At 38.6% G+C, this 18,528-nt stretch carries 21 protein-coding genes; 14 read left to right on the forward strand and 7 right to left on the reverse strand.

What is annotated here, in order from left to right:
• Positions 1–108 precede the first annotated feature (108 nt).
• Positions 109–957 (forward strand): flagellin N-terminal helical domain-containing protein, encoded by an 849-nt coding sequence (locus tag EHQ16_RS14400; RefSeq protein ID WP_135633282.1) that lies wholly within the window; start codon positions 109–111, stop codon positions 955–957.
• Positions 958–1,162: 205 nt separating this feature from the next.
• Positions 1,163–2,041 (forward strand): hypothetical protein, encoded by an 879-nt coding sequence (locus EHQ16_RS14405; protein WP_135633280.1) that lies wholly within the window; start codon positions 1,163–1,165, stop codon positions 2,039–2,041.
• Between the two features lie 52 nt (positions 2,042–2,093).
• Here the strand turns inward: EHQ16_RS14405 and EHQ16_RS14410 are convergent, their stop codons facing one another.
• Positions 2,094–2,465 carry a tetratricopeptide repeat protein gene (locus tag EHQ16_RS14410; protein WP_135633278.1) on the reverse strand — a complete coding sequence of 124 codons (372 nt, stop codon included), beginning with the start codon at positions 2,463–2,465 and terminating at the stop codon, positions 2,094–2,096.
• A gap of 186 nt (positions 2,466–2,651) precedes the next feature.
• Between EHQ16_RS14410 and EHQ16_RS14415 the strand changes: the two genes are divergently transcribed.
• From EHQ16_RS14415 to EHQ16_RS14425, 3 genes are read left to right on the forward strand one after another with little or no spacing between them, the layout of a single operon-like run.
• The gene (locus EHQ16_RS14415) at positions 2,652–3,038 is read left to right on the forward strand and encodes a DoxX family protein (RefSeq protein ID WP_244242097.1); all 387 of its coding nucleotides are present in this window, start codon (positions 2,652–2,654) and stop codon (positions 3,036–3,038) included.
• Between the two features lie 47 nt (positions 3,039–3,085).
• Positions 3,086–3,628 carry an NAD(P)H-dependent oxidoreductase gene (locus EHQ16_RS14420; protein WP_135633274.1) on the forward strand — a complete coding sequence of 181 codons (543 nt, stop codon included), beginning with the start codon at positions 3,086–3,088 and terminating at the stop codon, positions 3,626–3,628.
• Positions 3,621–5,474, forward strand: coding sequence for a monovalent cation:proton antiporter-2 (CPA2) family protein (locus EHQ16_RS14425; RefSeq protein WP_135633272.1), 1,854 nt, complete (start codon positions 3,621–3,623; stop codon positions 5,472–5,474). The genes EHQ16_RS14420 and EHQ16_RS14425 overlap by 8 nt, the downstream gene beginning before the upstream one ends.
• Positions 5,475–5,687: 213 nt before the next feature.
• On the opposite strand, the gene EHQ16_RS14430 is transcribed toward EHQ16_RS14425, so the two are convergent.
• Positions 5,688–6,200: a peptidylprolyl isomerase gene (locus EHQ16_RS14430; protein WP_135633270.1), complete on the reverse strand. Its 513-nt coding sequence runs from the start codon at positions 6,198–6,200 to the stop codon at positions 5,688–5,690.
• A 109-nt stretch (positions 6,201–6,309) separates the two neighbouring features.
• Here EHQ16_RS14430 and EHQ16_RS14435 point away from each other — a divergent pair, with 109 nt between their 5' ends.
• The 3 genes from EHQ16_RS14435 to EHQ16_RS14445 are packed head-to-tail and all read left to right on the forward strand — an operon-like array spanning position 6,310 to position 8,558.
• The gene (locus EHQ16_RS14435; RefSeq protein WP_135633268.1) at positions 6,310–6,864 is read left to right on the forward strand and encodes a rhodanese-like domain-containing protein; all 555 of its coding nucleotides are present in this window, start codon (positions 6,310–6,312) and stop codon (positions 6,862–6,864) included.
• A 48-nt stretch (positions 6,865–6,912) separates the two neighbouring features.
• Positions 6,913–8,181: an ATP-binding protein gene (locus EHQ16_RS14440; protein ID WP_135633266.1), complete on the forward strand. Its 1,269-nt coding sequence runs from the start codon at positions 6,913–6,915 to the stop codon at positions 8,179–8,181.
• Positions 8,178–8,558 carry a response regulator gene (locus EHQ16_RS14445; protein WP_135633328.1) on the forward strand — a complete coding sequence of 127 codons (381 nt, stop codon included), beginning with the start codon at positions 8,178–8,180 and terminating at the stop codon, positions 8,556–8,558. The genes EHQ16_RS14440 and EHQ16_RS14445 overlap by 4 nt, the downstream gene beginning before the upstream one ends.
• A gap of 14 nt (positions 8,559–8,572) precedes the next feature.
• Here EHQ16_RS14445 and EHQ16_RS14450 read toward each other — a convergent pair whose 3' ends face one another.
• Entirely contained in the window at positions 8,573–9,799 is a 1,227-nt protein-coding gene (locus EHQ16_RS14450) for a lipoprotein LipL46 (RefSeq protein WP_135603083.1), read from the reverse strand.
• Positions 9,800–9,850: 51 nt separating this feature from the next.
• Between EHQ16_RS14450 and EHQ16_RS14455 the strand changes: the two genes are divergently transcribed.
• Genes EHQ16_RS14455 through ychF form a run of 6 tightly spaced genes read left to right on the forward strand, consistent with a single transcriptional unit; the run spans position 9,851 to position 14,901 of the window.
• A complete protein-coding gene (locus EHQ16_RS14455; RefSeq protein WP_135633264.1) occupies positions 9,851–11,095 on the forward strand; it encodes an exo-beta-N-acetylmuramidase NamZ family protein in 1,245 nt (414 codons plus the stop codon).
• Positions 11,096–11,102: 7 nt separating this feature from the next.
• Positions 11,103–11,696 (forward strand): LIC_11883 family protein, encoded by a 594-nt coding sequence (locus EHQ16_RS14460; RefSeq protein WP_135633261.1) that lies wholly within the window; start codon positions 11,103–11,105, stop codon positions 11,694–11,696.
• A 6-nt stretch (positions 11,697–11,702) separates the two neighbouring features.
• Entirely contained in the window at positions 11,703–12,578 is an 876-nt protein-coding gene (locus tag EHQ16_RS14465; protein ID WP_135633259.1) for a DUF2797 domain-containing protein, read from the forward strand.
• Complete coding sequence (locus tag EHQ16_RS14470; RefSeq protein WP_135633252.1) at positions 12,562–13,257, forward strand: RluA family pseudouridine synthase; 696 nt, start codon at positions 12,562–12,564, stop codon at positions 13,255–13,257. The genes EHQ16_RS14465 and EHQ16_RS14470 overlap by 17 nt, the downstream gene beginning before the upstream one ends.
• A gap of 6 nt (positions 13,258–13,263) precedes the next feature.
• Positions 13,264–13,755: a hypothetical protein gene (locus EHQ16_RS14475; protein ID WP_135633246.1), complete on the forward strand. Its 492-nt coding sequence runs from the start codon at positions 13,264–13,266 to the stop codon at positions 13,753–13,755.
• 48 nt (positions 13,756–13,803) lie between these two features.
• Positions 13,804–14,901, forward strand: a complete 1,098-nt coding sequence (gene ychF, locus EHQ16_RS14480) for a redox-regulated ATPase YchF (RefSeq protein ID WP_135633238.1) — start codon at positions 13,804–13,806, stop codon at positions 14,899–14,901.
• A 135-nt stretch (positions 14,902–15,036) separates the two neighbouring features.
• On the opposite strand, the gene EHQ16_RS14485 is transcribed toward ychF, so the two are convergent.
• From EHQ16_RS14485 to EHQ16_RS14500, 4 genes are all read right to left on the reverse strand, one after another.
• The gene (locus EHQ16_RS14485; protein ID WP_135633231.1) at positions 15,037–15,570 is read right to left on the reverse strand and encodes a hypothetical protein; all 534 of its coding nucleotides are present in this window, start codon (positions 15,568–15,570) and stop codon (positions 15,037–15,039) included.
• An 18-nt stretch (positions 15,571–15,588) separates the two neighbouring features.
• Positions 15,589–16,158, reverse strand: coding sequence for an RNA polymerase sigma factor (locus EHQ16_RS14490; protein WP_135633224.1), 570 nt, complete (start codon positions 16,156–16,158; stop codon positions 15,589–15,591).
• A complete protein-coding gene (locus EHQ16_RS14495) occupies positions 16,155–17,024 on the reverse strand; it encodes a hypothetical protein (RefSeq protein ID WP_135633327.1) in 870 nt (289 codons plus the stop codon). Before EHQ16_RS14495 ends, EHQ16_RS14490 begins: the two co-directional genes overlap by 4 nt.
• 155 nt (positions 17,025–17,179) lie before the next feature.
• Positions 17,180–18,523, reverse strand: a complete 1,344-nt coding sequence (locus EHQ16_RS14500; RefSeq protein ID WP_135633213.1) for a CHAT domain-containing protein — start codon at positions 18,521–18,523, stop codon at positions 17,180–17,182.
• Between the last annotated feature and the right edge of the window lie 5 nt (positions 18,524–18,528).

The following is an 18,528-nucleotide window of genomic DNA, read 5'->3' on the forward strand; positions in this document are numbered from 1 at the left end:
CCCTGCCAGGTGGCAAAATGAAAGCTCATCCTTGACACCGGACAGGGATTGTCCGGCTAAGAACGCAAGATATATCGTTCTTGGTAATACACAAAGGAGTGTAGGCCAATGATTATCAATCACAACATGAGTGCGATTCAATCACATCGTGCTCTCAAGTTTACACAATGGGATGTAGATAAGACCATGAGGAACCTCTCCACTGGGCAAAGGATTAACCTTGCCGGTGATGATGCTTCTGGTCTTGCTGTTTCGGAAAAACTACGAACACAAATTCGTGGTTTACGTCAGGCCGAAAGGAATACGGAAGATGGACTGAGTTTCATCCAGACTGCAGAGGGTTTCCTCGACCAGTCGGCGGAAATCATCCAACGAATCCGCACCCTAGCGATCCAGACTTCGAACGGAATCTACACACCGGAGGACAGGCAGCTCGTGCAGGTAGAAGTATCTGCGCTGGTGGATGAGATCGATCGAATTGCTTCACAAGCAGAGTTCAATAAAATGAAATTGTTTGAAGGAGACTTCGCTCGAAGGTCAACGAAGGCGTCGATGTGGTTTCACATGGGAGCAAACGCAAAGCAAAGAGAGCGTTTCTACATTGGAACTATGACTTCGAAAGCTCTAAAGATGTCAGAAGGTGCAAATAAAATTGCTCTTTCTACACCTGGAAAAGCAGACGAAGCGATTGCTAAAGCGGACTTCGCCTTGAACAAGATCATGAAGCAGAGAGCAGATATGGGAGCTTATCAAAATAGGCTCGAAAGTACTGCAAAAGGCCTCATGGGTGCATACGAAAATATGCAAGCATCCGAATCAAGGATTAGGGACGCAGATATGGCGGAAGAAATGGTAGCGCTCACGACGAAACAAATTCTCGTGCAAAGCGGTACGGCAATGTTAGCGCAGGCCAGTCTTCGGTCAAATTCTGTATTACGACTTTTGAATAACGCTTAAGTCGTAGTAAGGCAAGAGTTGCCTTAAGACGGTTGCCTCTTTTCGAAGGATACTTCGGGAAGGGGCTTTTTTCTTTTTAGCTGGTTTTGTTTTTTAAACCGATCGAGGTAGAATATTAATATATAGTATTGTCTTAAATTGTTCCTGTTGATTCACCTAACGGGAAAAGATTGACTAAATAACGGGCGAAATGCGACGCTGTTTTATGTCGAAAAAAAATATTTTATATCTCTCTGCTTTTTTATTTTTCATTGGTTGTACGAATGTGTATTCTCCGATGGGAATCAAAGGAAAAAAAGCAAAAGAACAACTTGAAGAACTTCGAAGTGGTTTGAGTGCCGTCAGTTTGTTTACTTATATTCCTGCTACCTTAAACATTACTAGTAATTCGACTAATACTACTTATACTTGCGCTACCGAAAATACTGCCATTTCTGGTTTTACAAATCCCACTACAGGTGCAAATTTCGATTTATCATCTCCAATAAATTATATTGATTTGTCTGTTACTGCCGGAGGAACTCATTATTTTCGTTCCAGTCCATCTTCAACAAATCAAATAATCACTGGAAAAATTTTGAAAACAAATGATACCTCTCCGACAGCAAGCTGTTCTTATATCACAGGTTCTGTTTGTGGGAATACCGATTTATCTGGTGTTTCGATTTCTTCTTCAATTTCAACAATGATGTCCGTTTCTGCGGGTAATTGTTTAGCAATTCTTTGTACAACTCCGGCCTATATAAGATTAAAACAATACAACTTTGAATTGTTCAGTTTGGCAGGTCTCGAACCTATACTTTCATCTACAAGTTCACCATATATATTTGAATCGGTTTCCAAAATTGGAGAAGATACATATTATACAAAGGAATCTTTTGAGAAGTGTCGGAAGGAAATTGTTGATTACGCAGTGATAGAAATTCAATATTCTAAGTTTTTGTCAGCTCTCATCACGGAAGTCAGTACTTGTAATAAACCACATTCTCTTTTCCAAGGAGCTGCATCTTCTGCTTCCAAACTCACTGCTGCGATCCAAGGGAATGCCTGCGATTTGGAACCTGTTAATTTTTTTGGGTTTTGATAGGAGCGGGTTTTCCATCCATCAAACTATCGGACGATCTATATTATTGTATTTACTTGTAATGGTAGTAGTGGTTTGGATCGTCCCATTTTGATTTCTCTATCGCATTTAATTTTTCTATTTTTTCTTTATCTTTGATGGCTTCCTCCCACCTGTCTAATTTTTTAAAAAGTGTGATCCTAAGTTCCAGTCCCGGGATATAATCATTATTAAGCCGTAAGGCCTCATTACAATGTTCCATTGCTTCTTCTATTTTTCCTTCTTGGAAGTAAAGATCAGCAATGAAATACCAGGAGTAGTGGGTGAAAGAAGGATGCACCAAACTCAGATACTCCTTCATCAGTGCGATGGCCTCTGTATTTCGACCTTCACTTTTTGCAATTTCTGCAAGGTTTCGAATTTCTATGATTTTTTGTGAATCCATGGTTTGACTTGCCAAAAGATTCTATCAGAAAGTAGGGAATCTTCCAAGTTTATTACTTTACGGATGGGTATGCGCCCTAAAAAAATAAGATTCGAATTCCAGGGAAAAATGTTTCCTCGTATATAATTTTTGTCCCATAGAAATCAAAAAAAATCCTTGGAGGGTTTTTCGTTGGAGATTGTTAGATTGAAAACCGTTCTGTTTCACGGGTCGCGTGTGATTGCCATTTTGATTTTAGGACAAACCTTGTATTTTAAATTTTCCGGCTCAGAAGAATCCAAGTTTATATTTTCTGTGATGGGTATGGAACCTTGGGGTAGATATGGTTTGGCGGTTTTAGAATCCTTTTGTATTCTTTTTTTACTAATTCCTCGTTTGGTTTGGTTCGGGGCTTTACTTGGATTTAACTTAATGTTAGGCGCTGTATTGTCTCATTTTGTGTTTTTAGGAATTGTGGTAAAAGATGATGGTGGTCTTCTTTTCATTTTAGCCCTTGTTGTTTTTACTTTATCTACTTATTTATTGTATGTAGAGAGAAAAAAGATTCCTTATCTTTCTGAATATTTTAGTTAGAGATTTTTTGTATTTCTCCCATCCAATTCTATTGTGAGTGATTCGGTATGTCCAAAATTTTAATTTATCTAGTCCATCCTAGTTTGGAAAAATCAAAAGCCAATCAAATGCTCTTAGATTCTATTCCTAATTCGGATGCTATCACCTTACATGATTTGTATGAAGAATATCCTGGTTTTACTATCAATGTAAAGGCAGAACAAAATTTGATTTTAGACCATGACATCCTTTTGTTCCAACATCCGTTATACTGGTATAGTTGTCCTCCACTGATGAAATTATGGATTGATTTGGTTTTGGAAGATGGGTGGGCTTATGGAAAAGATGGAAACCATCTACTCGGTAAAAAATGGATCCAAGTGATTACCACTGGTGGATCGAAAGAGGCTTACACAAATACTGGGTTTCATGGTTACACAACAGATGAGTTTCTCCTTCCCTTTCGGAGGACAGCGGAGTTGTGTGGAATGGACTATTTGAATCCCTTCCTAGTCCAAGGAACCTTTCAATTGAATGAATTGGATTTACAAAAAGAATCCAATCGTTATCTCCAGTTTATCAATAATTTGTTAGGTGGTATTTATGGGTGAATCTAGTTTTTTCATTCAGGCTTTGATTTATCTTACCAGTGCCATCATTATGGTTCCGATTGCCAACCGATTGGGGTTAGGTTCTGTATTAGGATACTTAATAGCAGGGATAGTCATTGGACCTTTTGTCTTTGGGTTTGTCGGCACAGAGGGCAAAGATATGTTACATTTTGCCGAATTTGGCGTTGTGATGATGTTATTTGCCATTGGTTTGGAATTGGAGTTAGACTTACTCCTTCGGCTCAAGTTTTGGTTACTTGGTCTTGGTGGTTTACAGTTGGTTTTGACAACGATCGTAGCTGCTTTTTTTTCTTTCCTTTTGGGTTTTTCTTGGAAATCTTCCCTGGCTCTTGGACTCATTTTATCTTTATCTTCTACGGCCATTGTTTTACAGACCTTAAAAGAAAAAGGACTTATGAAATCCATTTCTGGCCAAGCTTCTTTTTCTGTACTTTTGTTTCAAGATATGGCAGTGATTCCGATACTAGCCATCTTTCCTATGTTAAGTGAAGTAGATATTGTTCCTGCTGCCAACCATCATTCTCTTGTGGAAAACTTACCTGGGTATTTAAAAACCTTCGTGGTTTTATCTGTTGTGATTGGAATTATACTTGTGGGAAAATATTTACTCAGTCCTTTTTTTCGATTGTTAGCCAAGTCAGGAAATCGAGAAATTTTTACGGGAGCTAGTTTGTTACTTGTGATTGCTATTTCTGTTCTTATGGGAGCGGTGGGTGTGTCGGCAGCACTCGGAACCTTTCTCGGTGGTGTGGTTTTAGCAAGTAGCGAATTTCGTCATGAGTTAGAAAGTAACATAGAACCTTTTAAGGGGTTACTTCTTGGATTGTTTTTCCTAAGTGTTGGTGCTTCGATGGATCTTCCGGTGGTTATGGAAAACCCAACCAAAGTTTTGGAAATTGTTTTTGGAATCATCTTTCTCAAAGCATTTGTTTTATTTATTTTAGGTCTAATTTTTCGACTTCCTTTAAACCAAAATTTATATTTTTCCTTAGCACTTTGTCAAGTAGGTGAGTTCTCTTTTGTTCTTTTTGGATATTCAGAAAACCTTGGGATTTTAGAAGGAGATACCATCATTGTTTTGGTTGCAGCTGTTGCTGTGAGTATGGCACTCACTCCCGTTTTACTTTTGTTATATGAGAAAACTATATTTGGATTTTTAGAGTCCAAAACTCCTAAAAAACAAACCGAACAAGATATTCATAAACAAGAAAACCCCGTTATCATTTGTGGGTTTGGTAAGTTTGGAAATATGCTCGGTCGTTTCCTTCGTTCCAATGGAATTGGAATTACCATTTTAGATTTTGATGCGGACCGAGTAGAGATGCTCGGTCGGTTTGGGTTTAAGGTTTATTTTGGGGATGCCACAAGATTGGAGTTATTGGAATCGGCGGGGCTTGAACATGCAAAGGTAGTGGTCGCTGCTCTAGACAGTCCAGAAAAACAAGCGGAACTCATCCGAAACGTAACCCTCCATTATCCCAATATCAAAATTGTGGCAAGGGCGGGGGATAGGGAAGAGGCTTACGAATTAAAGGAAATCGGAGTAAAGTATATCTATCGTGAAACTAGAGAAACGGCAGTCCTTATGGGAAGAGATGTACTTAGGTTACTTGGGACAAGGTCATATACTGCGGAGAAAGCTAGAAATTTATTTCTAAAACATGATGATGAAACCTTTCACGAATTGTTTGATCTGAGGAAAGACCGTGTCCAGTATATGAGTCTTGCAAAACAAAGAAATGCTGAACTCGAGAGATTGATGTTTGTGGATTTGGGCCAGGAAGAGGAATTGGAAAGGGATTCTTGGAGTGAGATGGAGAGGTAAAATTCTTGTTTAGAAAAAGAGAGAAAGTAGAAACTCTATTCCCGAATGGTCTTCTTTCTTTTTTCGAGAATAGAGTTTTTTTGACTGTTTGATTTTTGTTGGCTTCAGAGTAAAAATCAACCGAGAAGCCTGTTTGATTTGGGAGACTTGTTTTTGTTTTCCTTTTGTTTTCATAGTGATTAGACTTATGAATCCAAAAGGAAAAAACAATCTTTATTTTTTAGAATCTAGAATTTGGTTCCAATCATCCAAAAATGGTTTTGCCACTGCCAAAACAGAAGATACATCACCCTCGATGGTAACAGATTCCATCACGTCCCCTTGACTGATGGCATCGACCACTTTTTGGTCTGAGTCGTCCACAACGGCACCAAATACAGAATGTTTTCCATCGAGCCATGGAGTGGGAACGTGGGTAATAAAAAATTGACTACCGTTGGTTCCAGGACCCGCATTGGCCATCGAAAGGATTCCTGGTTTGTTGTGTTTTAAACTGGAATCAAATTCATCTCGAAATTTATATCCCGGACCACCAGTTCCTGTTCCTTGTGGGCAACCCCCTTGGATCATAAAATCTGCAATGACTCGGTGGAACTTAAGTCCATTGTAAAAATTCCTTTGTGCGAGGTTTACGAAGTTAGCTACGGTATTGGGTGTTTTGTCTGGAAACAAATCGATGCGAATTTCGCCTTTATTTGTTTTGATAATTGCTCTCAAAGTGCTCATTCATGTATCACAATTTCTCCAATTCCCATGGCAAGTCGAAAAAAGGTTTGAGTTTCCTTCGCCTTCAATAGTATACTCTTTAGGTGCTAAAAAGAAGGAGGATTCTCTTATGAAACAATTTTTACTCATTCTGCTGGTTCTCGTCACAATTCCCCTCGTTTCGGAATCTTCTAAAAAGAAGAAGAAAGTCAAAACGAAACCAGTGCCAATAGAAAATAAACTCATCGATTATAGTGAATTTAAAAGGATCGTAAATCGTTCTGAAGGAGAAAGGGAAATGCACCGCCTAACAGAGGATCAGTTTTTGAAATTGATGTCTGAGGAAGGAGTGGTTCTTCTCGATGCTCGTAGCGAAAATCGGTTTCGACTTTTACATATCAAAGGTGCCAAAAACCTTCCTTTTACCGAATTCACAAAAGAATCGTTAGCAGACCTAATCCCGGAGAAAAAATCAAAAATTCTAATTTACTGTAACAATAACTTTGAAGGAAACCAGGAAGCCTTTGCTGCCAAAAGCCCCGCAGCTTCGCTCAATCTTTCCACATACAATTCTCTCAAAGCATATGGATATGAATCTATCTTTGAACTTGGCCCACTTCTGGATGTAAAAACAACTGTCCTTCCTTTGGTGACTGAAAAACCAGAAAAGGTAGAAACACCTTAAGATGATCTGTAAGTTAGTTGATATGGTGATCCCTCTAAAAACTATCTCATGATCCAAGGTGAACTTTTATCTGATATCATTGAGGCGGTTTCCAATACCTATGGAAATGAGTTTTTAAACAGACTCACTCTTAAGTTAGCTTCTACCATTAAGGCTGATTACACCTTCATCGCCATTTTTGATAAAGAAAAATACGAATCTCAAACCATTTCTCTCGTGGCGAATGGAGCGATTGCTGAGAATATGTCTTACTCACTGAAAGACACACCTTGTGCAGATGTGATTGATGATAGTGTTTGTTATTATCCAAATGAGGTTCAAAAATATTTTCCCGATGATCAACTTTTGGTAGAAATGAAAATTGAGGGCTACATTGGAACACCTCTCATCAATTCAAAAAAAGAGGTGATGGGGCTCATTGTTGGTCTTTATGAAACTGAAATCGAAAACAAAGATGATATCCTGACTTTGTTCCAAATTTTTTCAGGAAGGATCGCTGCTGAACTTGAAAGATCTGATTACGAATTGCGGTTGGAAAAATACAATCATGAGTTGGAATCTTTAGTAGATGCAAGGACTCGTGAATTAAAACAAACTTTAGAGGAACTAAAAGAACGGCAAAACCAACTCATTGAATCGGAAAAAATGGCAAGTCTTGGTCTCTTGTCTGCCGGGATTGCTCATGAAATCAACAATCCATTAAACTTCATCTTAGGCGGTTATTTTGGGGTTCGGGAAATTTTAGAAGGTTCGAATTTGGTGTCTGAAAAAACGGAACTCTATTTAGAAGCCATCAAAGAAGGGGTGGATCGTACTTCTAAGATTGTAAAGGGTCTCAATCAATTCACTCGTAGTGGTGATTCCTTTGATGAACATTTTGATCTACATGATATCTTGGAAAATTGTTTAACCGTTCTTGTTCATTCCCTTCGGGATCGAATTTTGGTCGTAAAAGATTATTATCCCCACCCGTTGATTGTAAAGGGAAACTCCGGTAAAATCCACCAAGTATTCCTAAACATACTGACCAACGCCATCCAGGCTATGGATGCGGACTCTGGAATTTTAGGTTTAAAGAGTTTTTTAAGGAATGAATTTGTGGTGATTGAAATTTCAGATACGGGAGGTGGTATCCCAGAGGAATTCCAAAACCAAATTCGAAATCCTTTTTTTACCACCAAAGATCCTGGAAAAGGTGTTGGTCTTGGACTTCCCATTGCTTATAAAATTATAGAAGATCATAAAGGTCTCATTGAGATGGAATCAATATGGGGGAAAGGAAGTATTTTTCGAATCAAACTTCCCATCCAAAAATGAACCAAGGGATCACTAAACGTAAGTTACTCTATGTTGATGACGAAATATTGAATTTATATTTGTTTCGTGATTATTTCAAAAATGATTTTGATGTGATCGTTGCTAAGTCAGGTGAAGAAGCCATTGAAGAATTAATGGAAAATACTGATGTACAATTTGTGATCAGTGATATGCGGATGCCAGAGATGAGTGGATTGGAATTTATCACTAAGGCCAAAACAATTAGACCCAATATTACATACTGTATTTTGACAGGTTATGATTTAACACCAGAAATCCAAACGGCGATCATTGAAAAAAAAGTGGCTCGTTATTTTTCCAAACCATTTGACCCTACAGAGATTGGTTTATTTCTCTCTGCGGGAAATGGTCACTAAAGGTAATTTAGATTCTATTTACCTCTAAACTCGGCTTCGACAACCCCTCGTTTGGAGCTATTGATACTCAAAGTTTTAGAACTTAAGAAACGAAAACTTGAATCTTTTTTATACATCAATTCTTCTGCAAACATAGATTCTTTTCCAGGATATGTCAGTTCCCATTCAGATCCATTCATTTCTGTTTTGCGATCGTTGATTTGTTTGACCGAAGTGTATTCCATCAAATCGTTTTTGAAATTGATGGCATCTTCCAGGCCTAGGCCTTTGAATTTTAAGATCACAGTATTTTGTTCTGTGAGTTTGAACCACTCGTCTTTGATTTGTTTTCCCACTTTTCCGGAAACCAGGTTTGCCCAATCTTTGACTGCTTGTTCTCTGGAAACTTCTTGGGTGATGTCAGCACCACGTCCTTCCAAACTTCCCGATCCAAAAATTTTTCCATCACCCCAAAGTTGGATGATGCGGTAAGGACCAGTGGCTGCAGAGCTAAGGAAATCTGTTTTTTTCCCACCAGGCAAAACTACAGGTTTTTGGTCCGTTGTTGTCACCTTGGCAATGATCAAAACTTCGGCCCCAGAATCTTGTGCGAGTGTGAGTAAGGGACTTCCTTCTTCTACAGAAGTAAGATCAAGTTTTGCAAGGCTTGGATTTTTTTTGAGTAGAGCTGTGAGTTGGGAACTATCCACAACCTTGTTTCCTTTGGCTCGGAGTTTTTCAATGAGTTCTGCTTCTGCAATGTTTGTTGCCGATCCAATCGGATAGGACTTTCCATTCACAACGGTTTGGACAAGGACGGCAATTCTTGGATTTCCTACATCATCGAGGAGGGCATCCACTGCTGTGGAAAGTTTGGTTGCTTCCACTTCACAGCGAACATTCAAACGGATCATGTCTTGGGTGTCCAATTTCCATTGTTCTTCGCTAATGATGTCGTATTTTTTTACAAAACTATCTGTTTTTCCATAGAGTTTGGATCCTAGGGATTGGCCATCGGAAACTCCCGATTTTTCAGTGATCTGTTCCCCGACGAGTTTGCGGATGGCATTGAGTTTGGCGTCTTTCAAGGCTTTGTTCCTAGCGAGAGCTAAGTCTCCTTGGTAGATAGGTGCCTCTCCCATAGCTGTTACCACATTGTCTGGCAGCGTAGGTTGTTTCTGGGCTGAATTGGATCCGGCACATGCCAAAATGGTTAGGATGAGAACTCCGGTTAAGGGAGCCAAACGAAGTCGGTTGAACATGAAGGACATTTCTCCTTGAAGATTTGCTATATTATAGAAACATATACTTACATGACCAATTACTTTTTTAGGTTTTCTCTCTGCTTTCTTGTACTCGCTTGCCAGGGGAACACAGTTCCCCAATTCCGCGTCCACCCGCTTGATTCCAAGTTGCGGATTTCTCAGGACATTTTTTATGAAAAAGTCCTCCCCACCATGACCGGAAAAAAATTGATGCTTGCGACAAACCCTTCGGGAATTGGAACCAATCCAAAAAAAATCATCTCTTCTTTAGAAAAACACAAAATAACACTCGAACATTTGATTGGGCTTGAACATGGATTTCTTGGATTAGAAGAGGAGTTTAGTCAAACTCCTGTTACTATGGACTCTACCTTCAATCGTCCACTGTATCATATCTATCGTATCAAGGATTCTGAATTACGAGATCTAGTTCGGGAAGTGGATTATGTTGTTTTTGATGTTCAAGATGTAGGTATGCGTTGTTATACATACCTTAGTGTATTAAAGCGGCTCATGGATGCGATGAAAAATACAAAAACAAAACTCATCGTACTCGATCATATCCATGTGGCGATGCATCTCCCACCAATGGGTGAAAAAATGAATCCAAAAAATTTGAACTTTGCAGGTGAGTTTCCATCACTTCTCATCACAGGGATGACCGTTGGTGAAGCAACAAGGTTTTATAATAAAGAATATTTAAAAGACAGTGTGGATGTGATGGTTGTTCCTGTGGAAGGATATCGTCGAGGAATGTATTTCGAAGATACAGGAATTCCTTGGACTACCCCTTCACCAAACTTACCAATGGTGGATTCTGCTAGAAATTATCTTTCTTTAGTTCTTTTGGAAGGAGTGAATGTTTCAGTGGGACGAGGAACCCAAGCACCTTTTGTTTACTTTGGGGCACCTTGGATGACAAACCCTGAGGAACTTGCATCAAAACTAGGTGCTCTCGGAAACAAATCCTATTATTTTTCTCCTGTATATTTCAAACCAACCTTTGGTCCACATAAAGGAAAAATTTGTTCTGGGTTAAGGATGAATCTGGTTCGTCCCGATTATGATCCCATCCAATTGGCTTATGATTTGATTCGGCTCATGAAAGAAACCTATCCCAATGATTTTAAGTGGAGCAAAGGTTCTGCCAACCATTGGGTTGATCAACTTTGGGGGAATGAACATTTCCGCACTTCTATCAACGAAGGAAAATCTTTTGTAGACTTTCACAAAACTTATTTGGCAGAAGAAGAAAATGAACGGAGTAAAATTGCTCCTTATTTGATCTATTGAGGTGAAAATGAAACGATCGTTAATTTTATTTGTTATTTTTCTTTTCACTTTCAATACTTTTGCTTCCGAGAAGGAATTAAAAACAATTCCTAAAAGTAAAACTGCAAAAGTGCTAAAATCAGTGGCTTATGCTACGATTCGTTCGACACTCCTTGTTTCTTATGTTGAAGGTGAAGAAAAAGAATCCAACTACACTCCATGTTCGGAAAATTTTCCAAGTATGCCTGGTGATTTTCCATGTAACTATTTGGACTATGAAGGAACCACTCTCGAAGTGGCTCCGAGTTCTGCTGTGAACGAAGGGGAAGCCACTGAAGGATCTGATCCAGAAGATGTATATCCTGGAGGGAAGGTGACGATCAAACAGATCAAACAAAAATCTCCGAATCTCAATGGGAAAGTTGTTTTACTTGGAGAAGGAGAAGACCAACTGAAAATCTTTTACCAACCGAAAGGCCAAATTTCACATTATATCTTTCGTAAGACACTTGTTATCTTTAAGTGGGATGTTTCTCGTTCTGAACCGAGTCTCACAGGATTACTATTTGTAAATGTCACTCGAGACTTCTTTCCTGAAGAAGTTCGGGAATATTCTTTCTAAAATTTTATGCCACAGATCCAAGGTTATGTTAGAAAAATGTCTCACAAAGGGATTTCGCCTGTTTCTTATTTTTGGGAAACTACGAACTACAATGAGGCGAACAAAAAAAACTTAATCGCGACAGAATCCACTTCGGAAAAACCTGTTGAGTCTTGGATTGGAAAAAAAATAACTCTCACAACAAATGATGAAATTCGTTGTTTGCATTGTGGGAAAAAAACAAAAAAGTCGTTTAGCCAAGGTTATTGTTTCACTTGTTTTACTACCTTAGCAGAAAATGATCTTTGTATTCTAAGGCCCGAAACCTGTCATTTCCACAAAGGTACTTGTCGGGAACCAGAATGGGGAAAAACCAATTGTTTTAAAAAACATACAGTTTACTTTGCAAACTCCAGTGGGTTAAAAGTAGGGATCACAAAAGAAAATCCTGTATCGAACCGTTGGGTGGACCAAGGAGCAAAATTTGGGATTCCCATTTTAGAAGTGGAATCTCGAAGGGACGCAGGAATTTTAGAACATTTTTTAAGTCAGTTTTTGCCGGACAAAACCACTTGGCAAAAAATGGTCGCAGGAGAGCCACCTGACATGGATTTGGTGCGAGAAGCAAACAAGTTTTTAAACCACTTAGAAAAAAACGAATTTTTTTCTCCACTTGAAAGTAAATCCAAACTCAATTGGAACAGGTTGGATCTCAGCGGCGGTGTTACAGAAATTATGTATCCAATAGAAACTTATCCTGATAAAATCAAATCACTCAAACTTACCAAAGACACTCCGATCACAGATACCCTTGTGGGAATCAAAGGACAGTATCTTTTGTTTGCATCTGGAGTGATCAATATCCGTAGTCTTTCTGGTCTTTGGATTGAAGTTACCATCTAAAAAAATTCAAATCACTGCGAACCTCACAACCAACATTCTTTTTGAATGTGATGAGTTTCTTTTGGCAGAAAAACCAGCAGGAATCCCCGTACACGAAACCAAGGATCCTAATCGTTTGGATTTCACGAGGTTACTGGCAACAAAACTAGGTTTTCCTGAACTCAGAACTGCCAACCGTTTGGATTTAGGTACGAGTGGGATTGTGCTCCTTGGAAAAACCATTGATAAAAATAAAGAAATCGATGCCTTACTGAAAAATTCGGAGAAGGAATATATTTTTTTATGCCATGGAATTCCAGAATGGAAAGAGAAACGATTTGAATGTTTTATAAAAGATGGGAATAAGGAAGTGAAGATCGTGAGGAGTGGAGGAAAAAAAGCCATCACCGAATTTCGAATTCTTTCCACTCATACGAAAGAGAACATTTCTTTTGGAATGGCAAAAATTTTAACAGGGCGTAGACACCAAATTCGTGTTATGCTTCGTGAATTGGGTTTTCCTGTTCTCGGTGATCCCGTGTATTCATTAACTAGTGAAACTAAGAAAGAAAAACGAATGTATCTACATTCCTTTCGATTGTGCTTTACCGACTTTCAAGGGGAAAAACAGTGGGTGGAGACGGAGATTCCAGAGGAATTTTTGGCCCGAGTCGGAAACCAACTCTCTGTCCAGAGATAGAACCGAATGAAACACGAAGTTTTCCACCATTTCCTCCAAGAACAAAGATTATACAAAATCCTTTCTCGAATTGCAAAATATGTTTCCATTGGATTTCTTATCATTTATTTGTATTTGTTATTTAGTTCCAGTTATACGGCAAGCCCACTCATCGTGGTGATCAATTACCTAGCCATCCTTACCAGTTTTTCGGGGATCATCACTTTTAAATACTTTGAAATCCCGACTTTACTTTTGGATGTGTTTACTTTAAAATCAGCCGCTCCTTTTTTCCAACTGGGTGAAGAGGAACGTCAGTTTGTTTGGAGAAAAGCGGGAAAAGAAGATATTTTGCCCGCTTCACCAACACCAGAACTCATCATAAAGGAATTGTATTTGTTTGATCGTTATCCTTGGAAACGAATTGGTAGAATTTACTCGGTTGGATATTTAGTCGTCATCTTAATATCGGTATTTTACCTTACTTCCGTCTATCTCGAGAACGGATTTCAAAACTAAGAAAGCAATTTTCCTTGTCTTACCGTCTCTCGGTAAAAACCTATCCCTATGGCTTTGAATTGTGGAATTGTAGGTCTCCCGAACGTCGGTAAGTCGACTATTTTTAATGCACTCACTAAGGCAGGAGCTCAGGCTGCCAACTATCCGTTTTGTACAATAGAACCCAATACGGGAGTTGTGGAAGTACCGGACGAAAGACTGAACCGATTGGCAGAAGTGTACAAACCAAAACGTACGGTTCCCACTATGATTGAGTTTGTGGATATTGCGGGTCTAGTCAAAGGGGCAAGCCAAGGGGAAGGACTTGGAAATCAGTTTTTATCTCATATCCGCGAAGTGGATGCGATTTGCCATGTGGTTCGTGCCTTTCAAGATGAAAATATAACACACGTTCATGGGAAAGTTGATCCCATCGAAGATATCACAGTCATCAATTATGAATTAATTTTAGCAGATTTGGATAGTTTGGAAAAACAACAACAACGTGTTGCCAAAACTGCAAAAACCGGAAACAAAGAAGCAGGGGAAATTTTATCTGTGATGGATAAAATTTTGGATGCCCTAAAAAAGGGAAACCGAGCTTCAACTGTGGAACTTGGTGACGAAGAAGTAAAAATTGCAAAAAAATTCAATTTAATCACCATAAAACCAGTATTATACGTTGCTAATATTTTGGATTCTGATGTAAAAACAAGTGAAAATCCACTTGTCAAAACCATCATTGATTTTGCTTCGAAAGAAGGAGCACCTGTAGTTGTGTTATGTGGTCGTTTTGAAGAGGAAATCTCTGGATTGGAAAAAGAAGACCAACTTGCTTTTTTAGAAGAAATCGGTGAAAAAGAATCAGGCCTTTCTCGAATGATCCGAGCTTCTTATAAACTTCTCGGCCTTCTTACTTTTTTTACTGCCGGTGTGGAAGAGGTTCGTGCTTGGACAACACACCAGGGAAGTACGGGACCTGTGGCAGCGAGTGTCATCCATTCTGATTTTGAAAAGGGTTATATCCGAGCTGAAGTGATGCGATACGAAGACATCGACAGAACAGGAGACGGGGCCAAAGTGAAAGACGAGGGAAAACTCCGTGTGGAAGGGAAGGAATACATTGTCCAAGATGGGGATGTGATTTACTTCCGAGTGAACGCGTAAAAAAAATCCCGACTTTCGTCGGGACTTACAAGTGTGAACTAGTTTGGAAAAGAAAGTATGTTCCTAAAAGTAGGAACGTTTCTCATCCAATCAATGCCCTGAAACCTCAGGTTTATTGCATCCAGCTCTAAAAAATTACGATTGTAACATAAAATGATACCGGCCGATCTCTTTACCGGACTCAAAAATGGCTAGTTCTGGACTGGAATCCAGGGTGATGGGTGAGTCGAACATGGATTGTGTTCCTAGTTTTTGCAGGGTTTCCACCGGAGCCCCGTCTAGGAACAGTTTTGCCGAAAGCCGGTCACAGTTGGATGCCTCAACAGAAAGAAAAACTTGGTTTTTTTCCGCATTGGGTTGGAAAACAAAATCCAAATCCCGGCCTCCTACCTGGCGATGCACTCGAAAGGCTCCACCGGAAGTTCCAGCACCTCGGAGTATCAGTTCTGGAGAGACAAAACTGGACTCCAACAGGTCGGTTGTGAGGAGTTTTAATCCGTCTTTGATGAATTGTAAGTAAACCTGGATGGTATTTGTGCCCGAAGGGAGAACGGTTTTTAAGATCCGATCCACCGTAGGTGAGTCCGCATCTTCCCCTTGAGACATGAGGTATAGGGCTTCTTTGAGTTTGAGTCGGTTCATAAATTCATTCGGATCTTTTGGTTCCATAGTATTTATTTCCCCCCGCTAAGGCTTTATTTCCTTTGTAAGGATTTTTTTTATCTTTTCTTTCGCTCGATTGGCTCGAGCAAGGACTGTTCCTAGGGGAACATCGAGGATTTCTGAGATTTCCTTGAATTTGTATCCTTTGAGGCGTAGGATGAGGATTTCTTTATGTGTATCATCCAAATTTTCGATTAGGTCGTAGAACTCCTTTTTTTCTTCCCATGCGAAATAAACATCTTCTTGGGTTAACCTTTCATCTAAAATATCAATACTCAAATCCAAAGAAATTCCCTCGCGATATTCATACCGACGAATGGATCTTGTCTGAGACATACTTATATTTTTAGAAATTTCACTTAAATAAACAATAAATGCAGGTAAACTATCTCCTTTAAACTTTCGGAGCAGATGGTAGTCATTTTCCGTAAGTTTGAGATACACTTGTTGGGATGTGTCCGTAATTTCTTCCCTCGGAACGTAGTGGGCGCAAGTACCGATGATGAGCCGATGGAACCTTCTGATGAGTTCTTGCCAGGCCGCCCCTTTTCCTAGAAGGCAATTATCGATTAAATTACGAATCTCATCACTCATAGTTCTTTTATCGATTGGATGGAATTTTTGCAGGATGTCAGTACATTTTCTAGTCTTCGGTGAAAATGGTGGGAGCGGAATAATGTTTGTCTAATGAACCTGACGCGTGTTTGGTTGGTTTTGGAGAAGTTGGTTTGGTCTTTGGTTGTGAATCGTCCATAATCGCTAAAAAAACCAAAAAAACCTAAAATCCTGATTTTCTGATTTGTATTTGGAATTTCTTCTAAACAAGATTGGAATTCTTTTAAAGAGGTAAGTTTTTCCAAATCAAAATCTGGATCAATTTTCCATTCTTCAAGCAAACTCAGAAAAAACTTTTTTGATTCAAAATTTTCTTCGGTTAAGTTTGCAGAAGACCATGGGTTTTGTTTGGAATAATAAAACAATTGATAGGTGCTTTTGTTATGACTTTTCATATCTTGAAGGAGTCTCAAAACTAAGGTTTTCCTTCTTGTTTCAGGCATCTCTGAATACAAAACTCGATTGATTGCCAGTGTATACTCTCTTTCTTTTCCTAAAAATAAAACTTCATTAGACTTATACAAATTCGAAAAGATATAAATGGTTTTTTCCCATTCTTTTCGCAAATCTGTGACGAGAGGAATGAGTTCTTCATTGGAGATTTCTGATTCTAAGATTTCCAGTTTGGGTAAAACAATGAGGTCAAAGATTTTTTTCTTAGTTTGTTTTTCTATCTGAACCAATTCTTCTTTGTTTGATTCCATACACTGTTTAGCAGTGAGGATCGCATCATAAAATGAAATATAACGCAAAATTTCGGTTAGATCTTTGATTTCTGAATGATTGCAATTTTTTTGGTAGTATAAAAAATCTTGTTCTTCTTCCGGAGTTTCCATTCGGATCATGTCTCGAGTTTGGATTCCATAGGCCTGGCTGATTAGATTCTGGTGTGTATCGTAAGAATTCCAAACGTCATCGAAGGACTTTGATTGAGGAAACCACTGCGCAAAAAGTGGAAGAGAAATACAGGAGAGTAGGAGAACAATTTTTCCCAGTGATTTCAAAAGCCACTCCTTGTTTTGAATTCATAATACATTTTTTCTTCGGAACTTTTTTCGGACAGAATGGACTCTAATAGATCTTTTTTCTGAGTATCATCTAAGAATTCGTGTTTGGTTTTTAAAAACTGCAGAGCCATTTTGCGAAATTCGGAATTTTTTAATTGAGAGATCCTTTCCAGGAGAGGGTCTTTTGGTAAACCTGATTCCACTATTCGTTTTTTAGTTGGAAACGATTTTGGTTCGGAAACCTCAAAATTGTCTACCTTGATAGGTTCTTTCTTCTCTCTTAATAAGACAATACAAAAAAATAAAACAAACAAAACAATTGTTATGGCTAAGGATTTTCTGATTTTGGGTTTTTGTTCCTCTGTTGAAAAATGGACTAAACTAATCGCTGTTATGATTTCTTGGGCTGATCCGTTGTATAAACTTTTTCTAATTTTTGCAAGTGAGTTGTGAGAGTTCTTTGATTTTAAAAATGAATCCCAAAATTTGATTCCAATCGACTTGGCTAAATTAGTTTCTACGGGAAATAAAAAACCAATCACTTCTTTTGCCCCTGCATTTAAAAAACTAGTGGTTAGTCCTGTTTGTTCGGTGGAGTCAAAAGACGAGTGACAACTATTAAAAAATACGAGATCTAAATTGGAAAATGAATGTCCTGCAATTTCTTTGGTATAAAGAAAATCATTTGCACCCAATGGAATTCCTTTTTTTTCCGTATGGCCTGCATAATGTAAATACTTTACGGAACCCATTTCTTCGATGAATCGGACTCTTGTTAGGTTGTTATCTTTTAGAATCCGTAGATTTAGTTTTTTTTCCAAAATGGGAAACAATTGGGAACATTCTTCATTCACGGTGGCAACGAGATTTGATTTTACAGGGTTACAAACAAGTAAAACTGAATTTGTTTTGTTTGTATTTTCTTTTTGGATTGTATCGATGCGAATCCCTCGTCGGTAATTTTCATCTTGGAATAAAAAACCTTTTTGTGTGCGTAAAATTTCCCAAGGGAGGGGGGAAAATTCTGGATCGATGAGAAGTTGGATGGATCCTATATTTTTTGGATTTCTCCAAAAGGGGAGTGTTTTCCCAAATACAATTTGTTCTAAACTATCCGCTTTTTTTCCAAGTTTTTCTAGGAACTCTTCTTTTGAGGGATTGTGTGCTAATACACGTTCTACGAATTGTGACCAATCTTTTTGGAATTCATTTAAGATTTTGCCAGAAAACTTAGTGGTTCGTTCCACCGTTCCCATATCTTCCTGTTTTTCTTCCCAAATGCATTCACCATCAGTGAATTCATCTCTTGAATATTTAGCGATAATTCTTAATTTCATAGAGA

It is taken from the genome of Leptospira kanakyensis, from assembly GCF_004769235.1.
GTDB classification, from domain to species: Bacteria; Spirochaetota; Leptospiria; order Leptospirales; family Leptospiraceae; genus Leptospira_A; species Leptospira_A kanakyensis.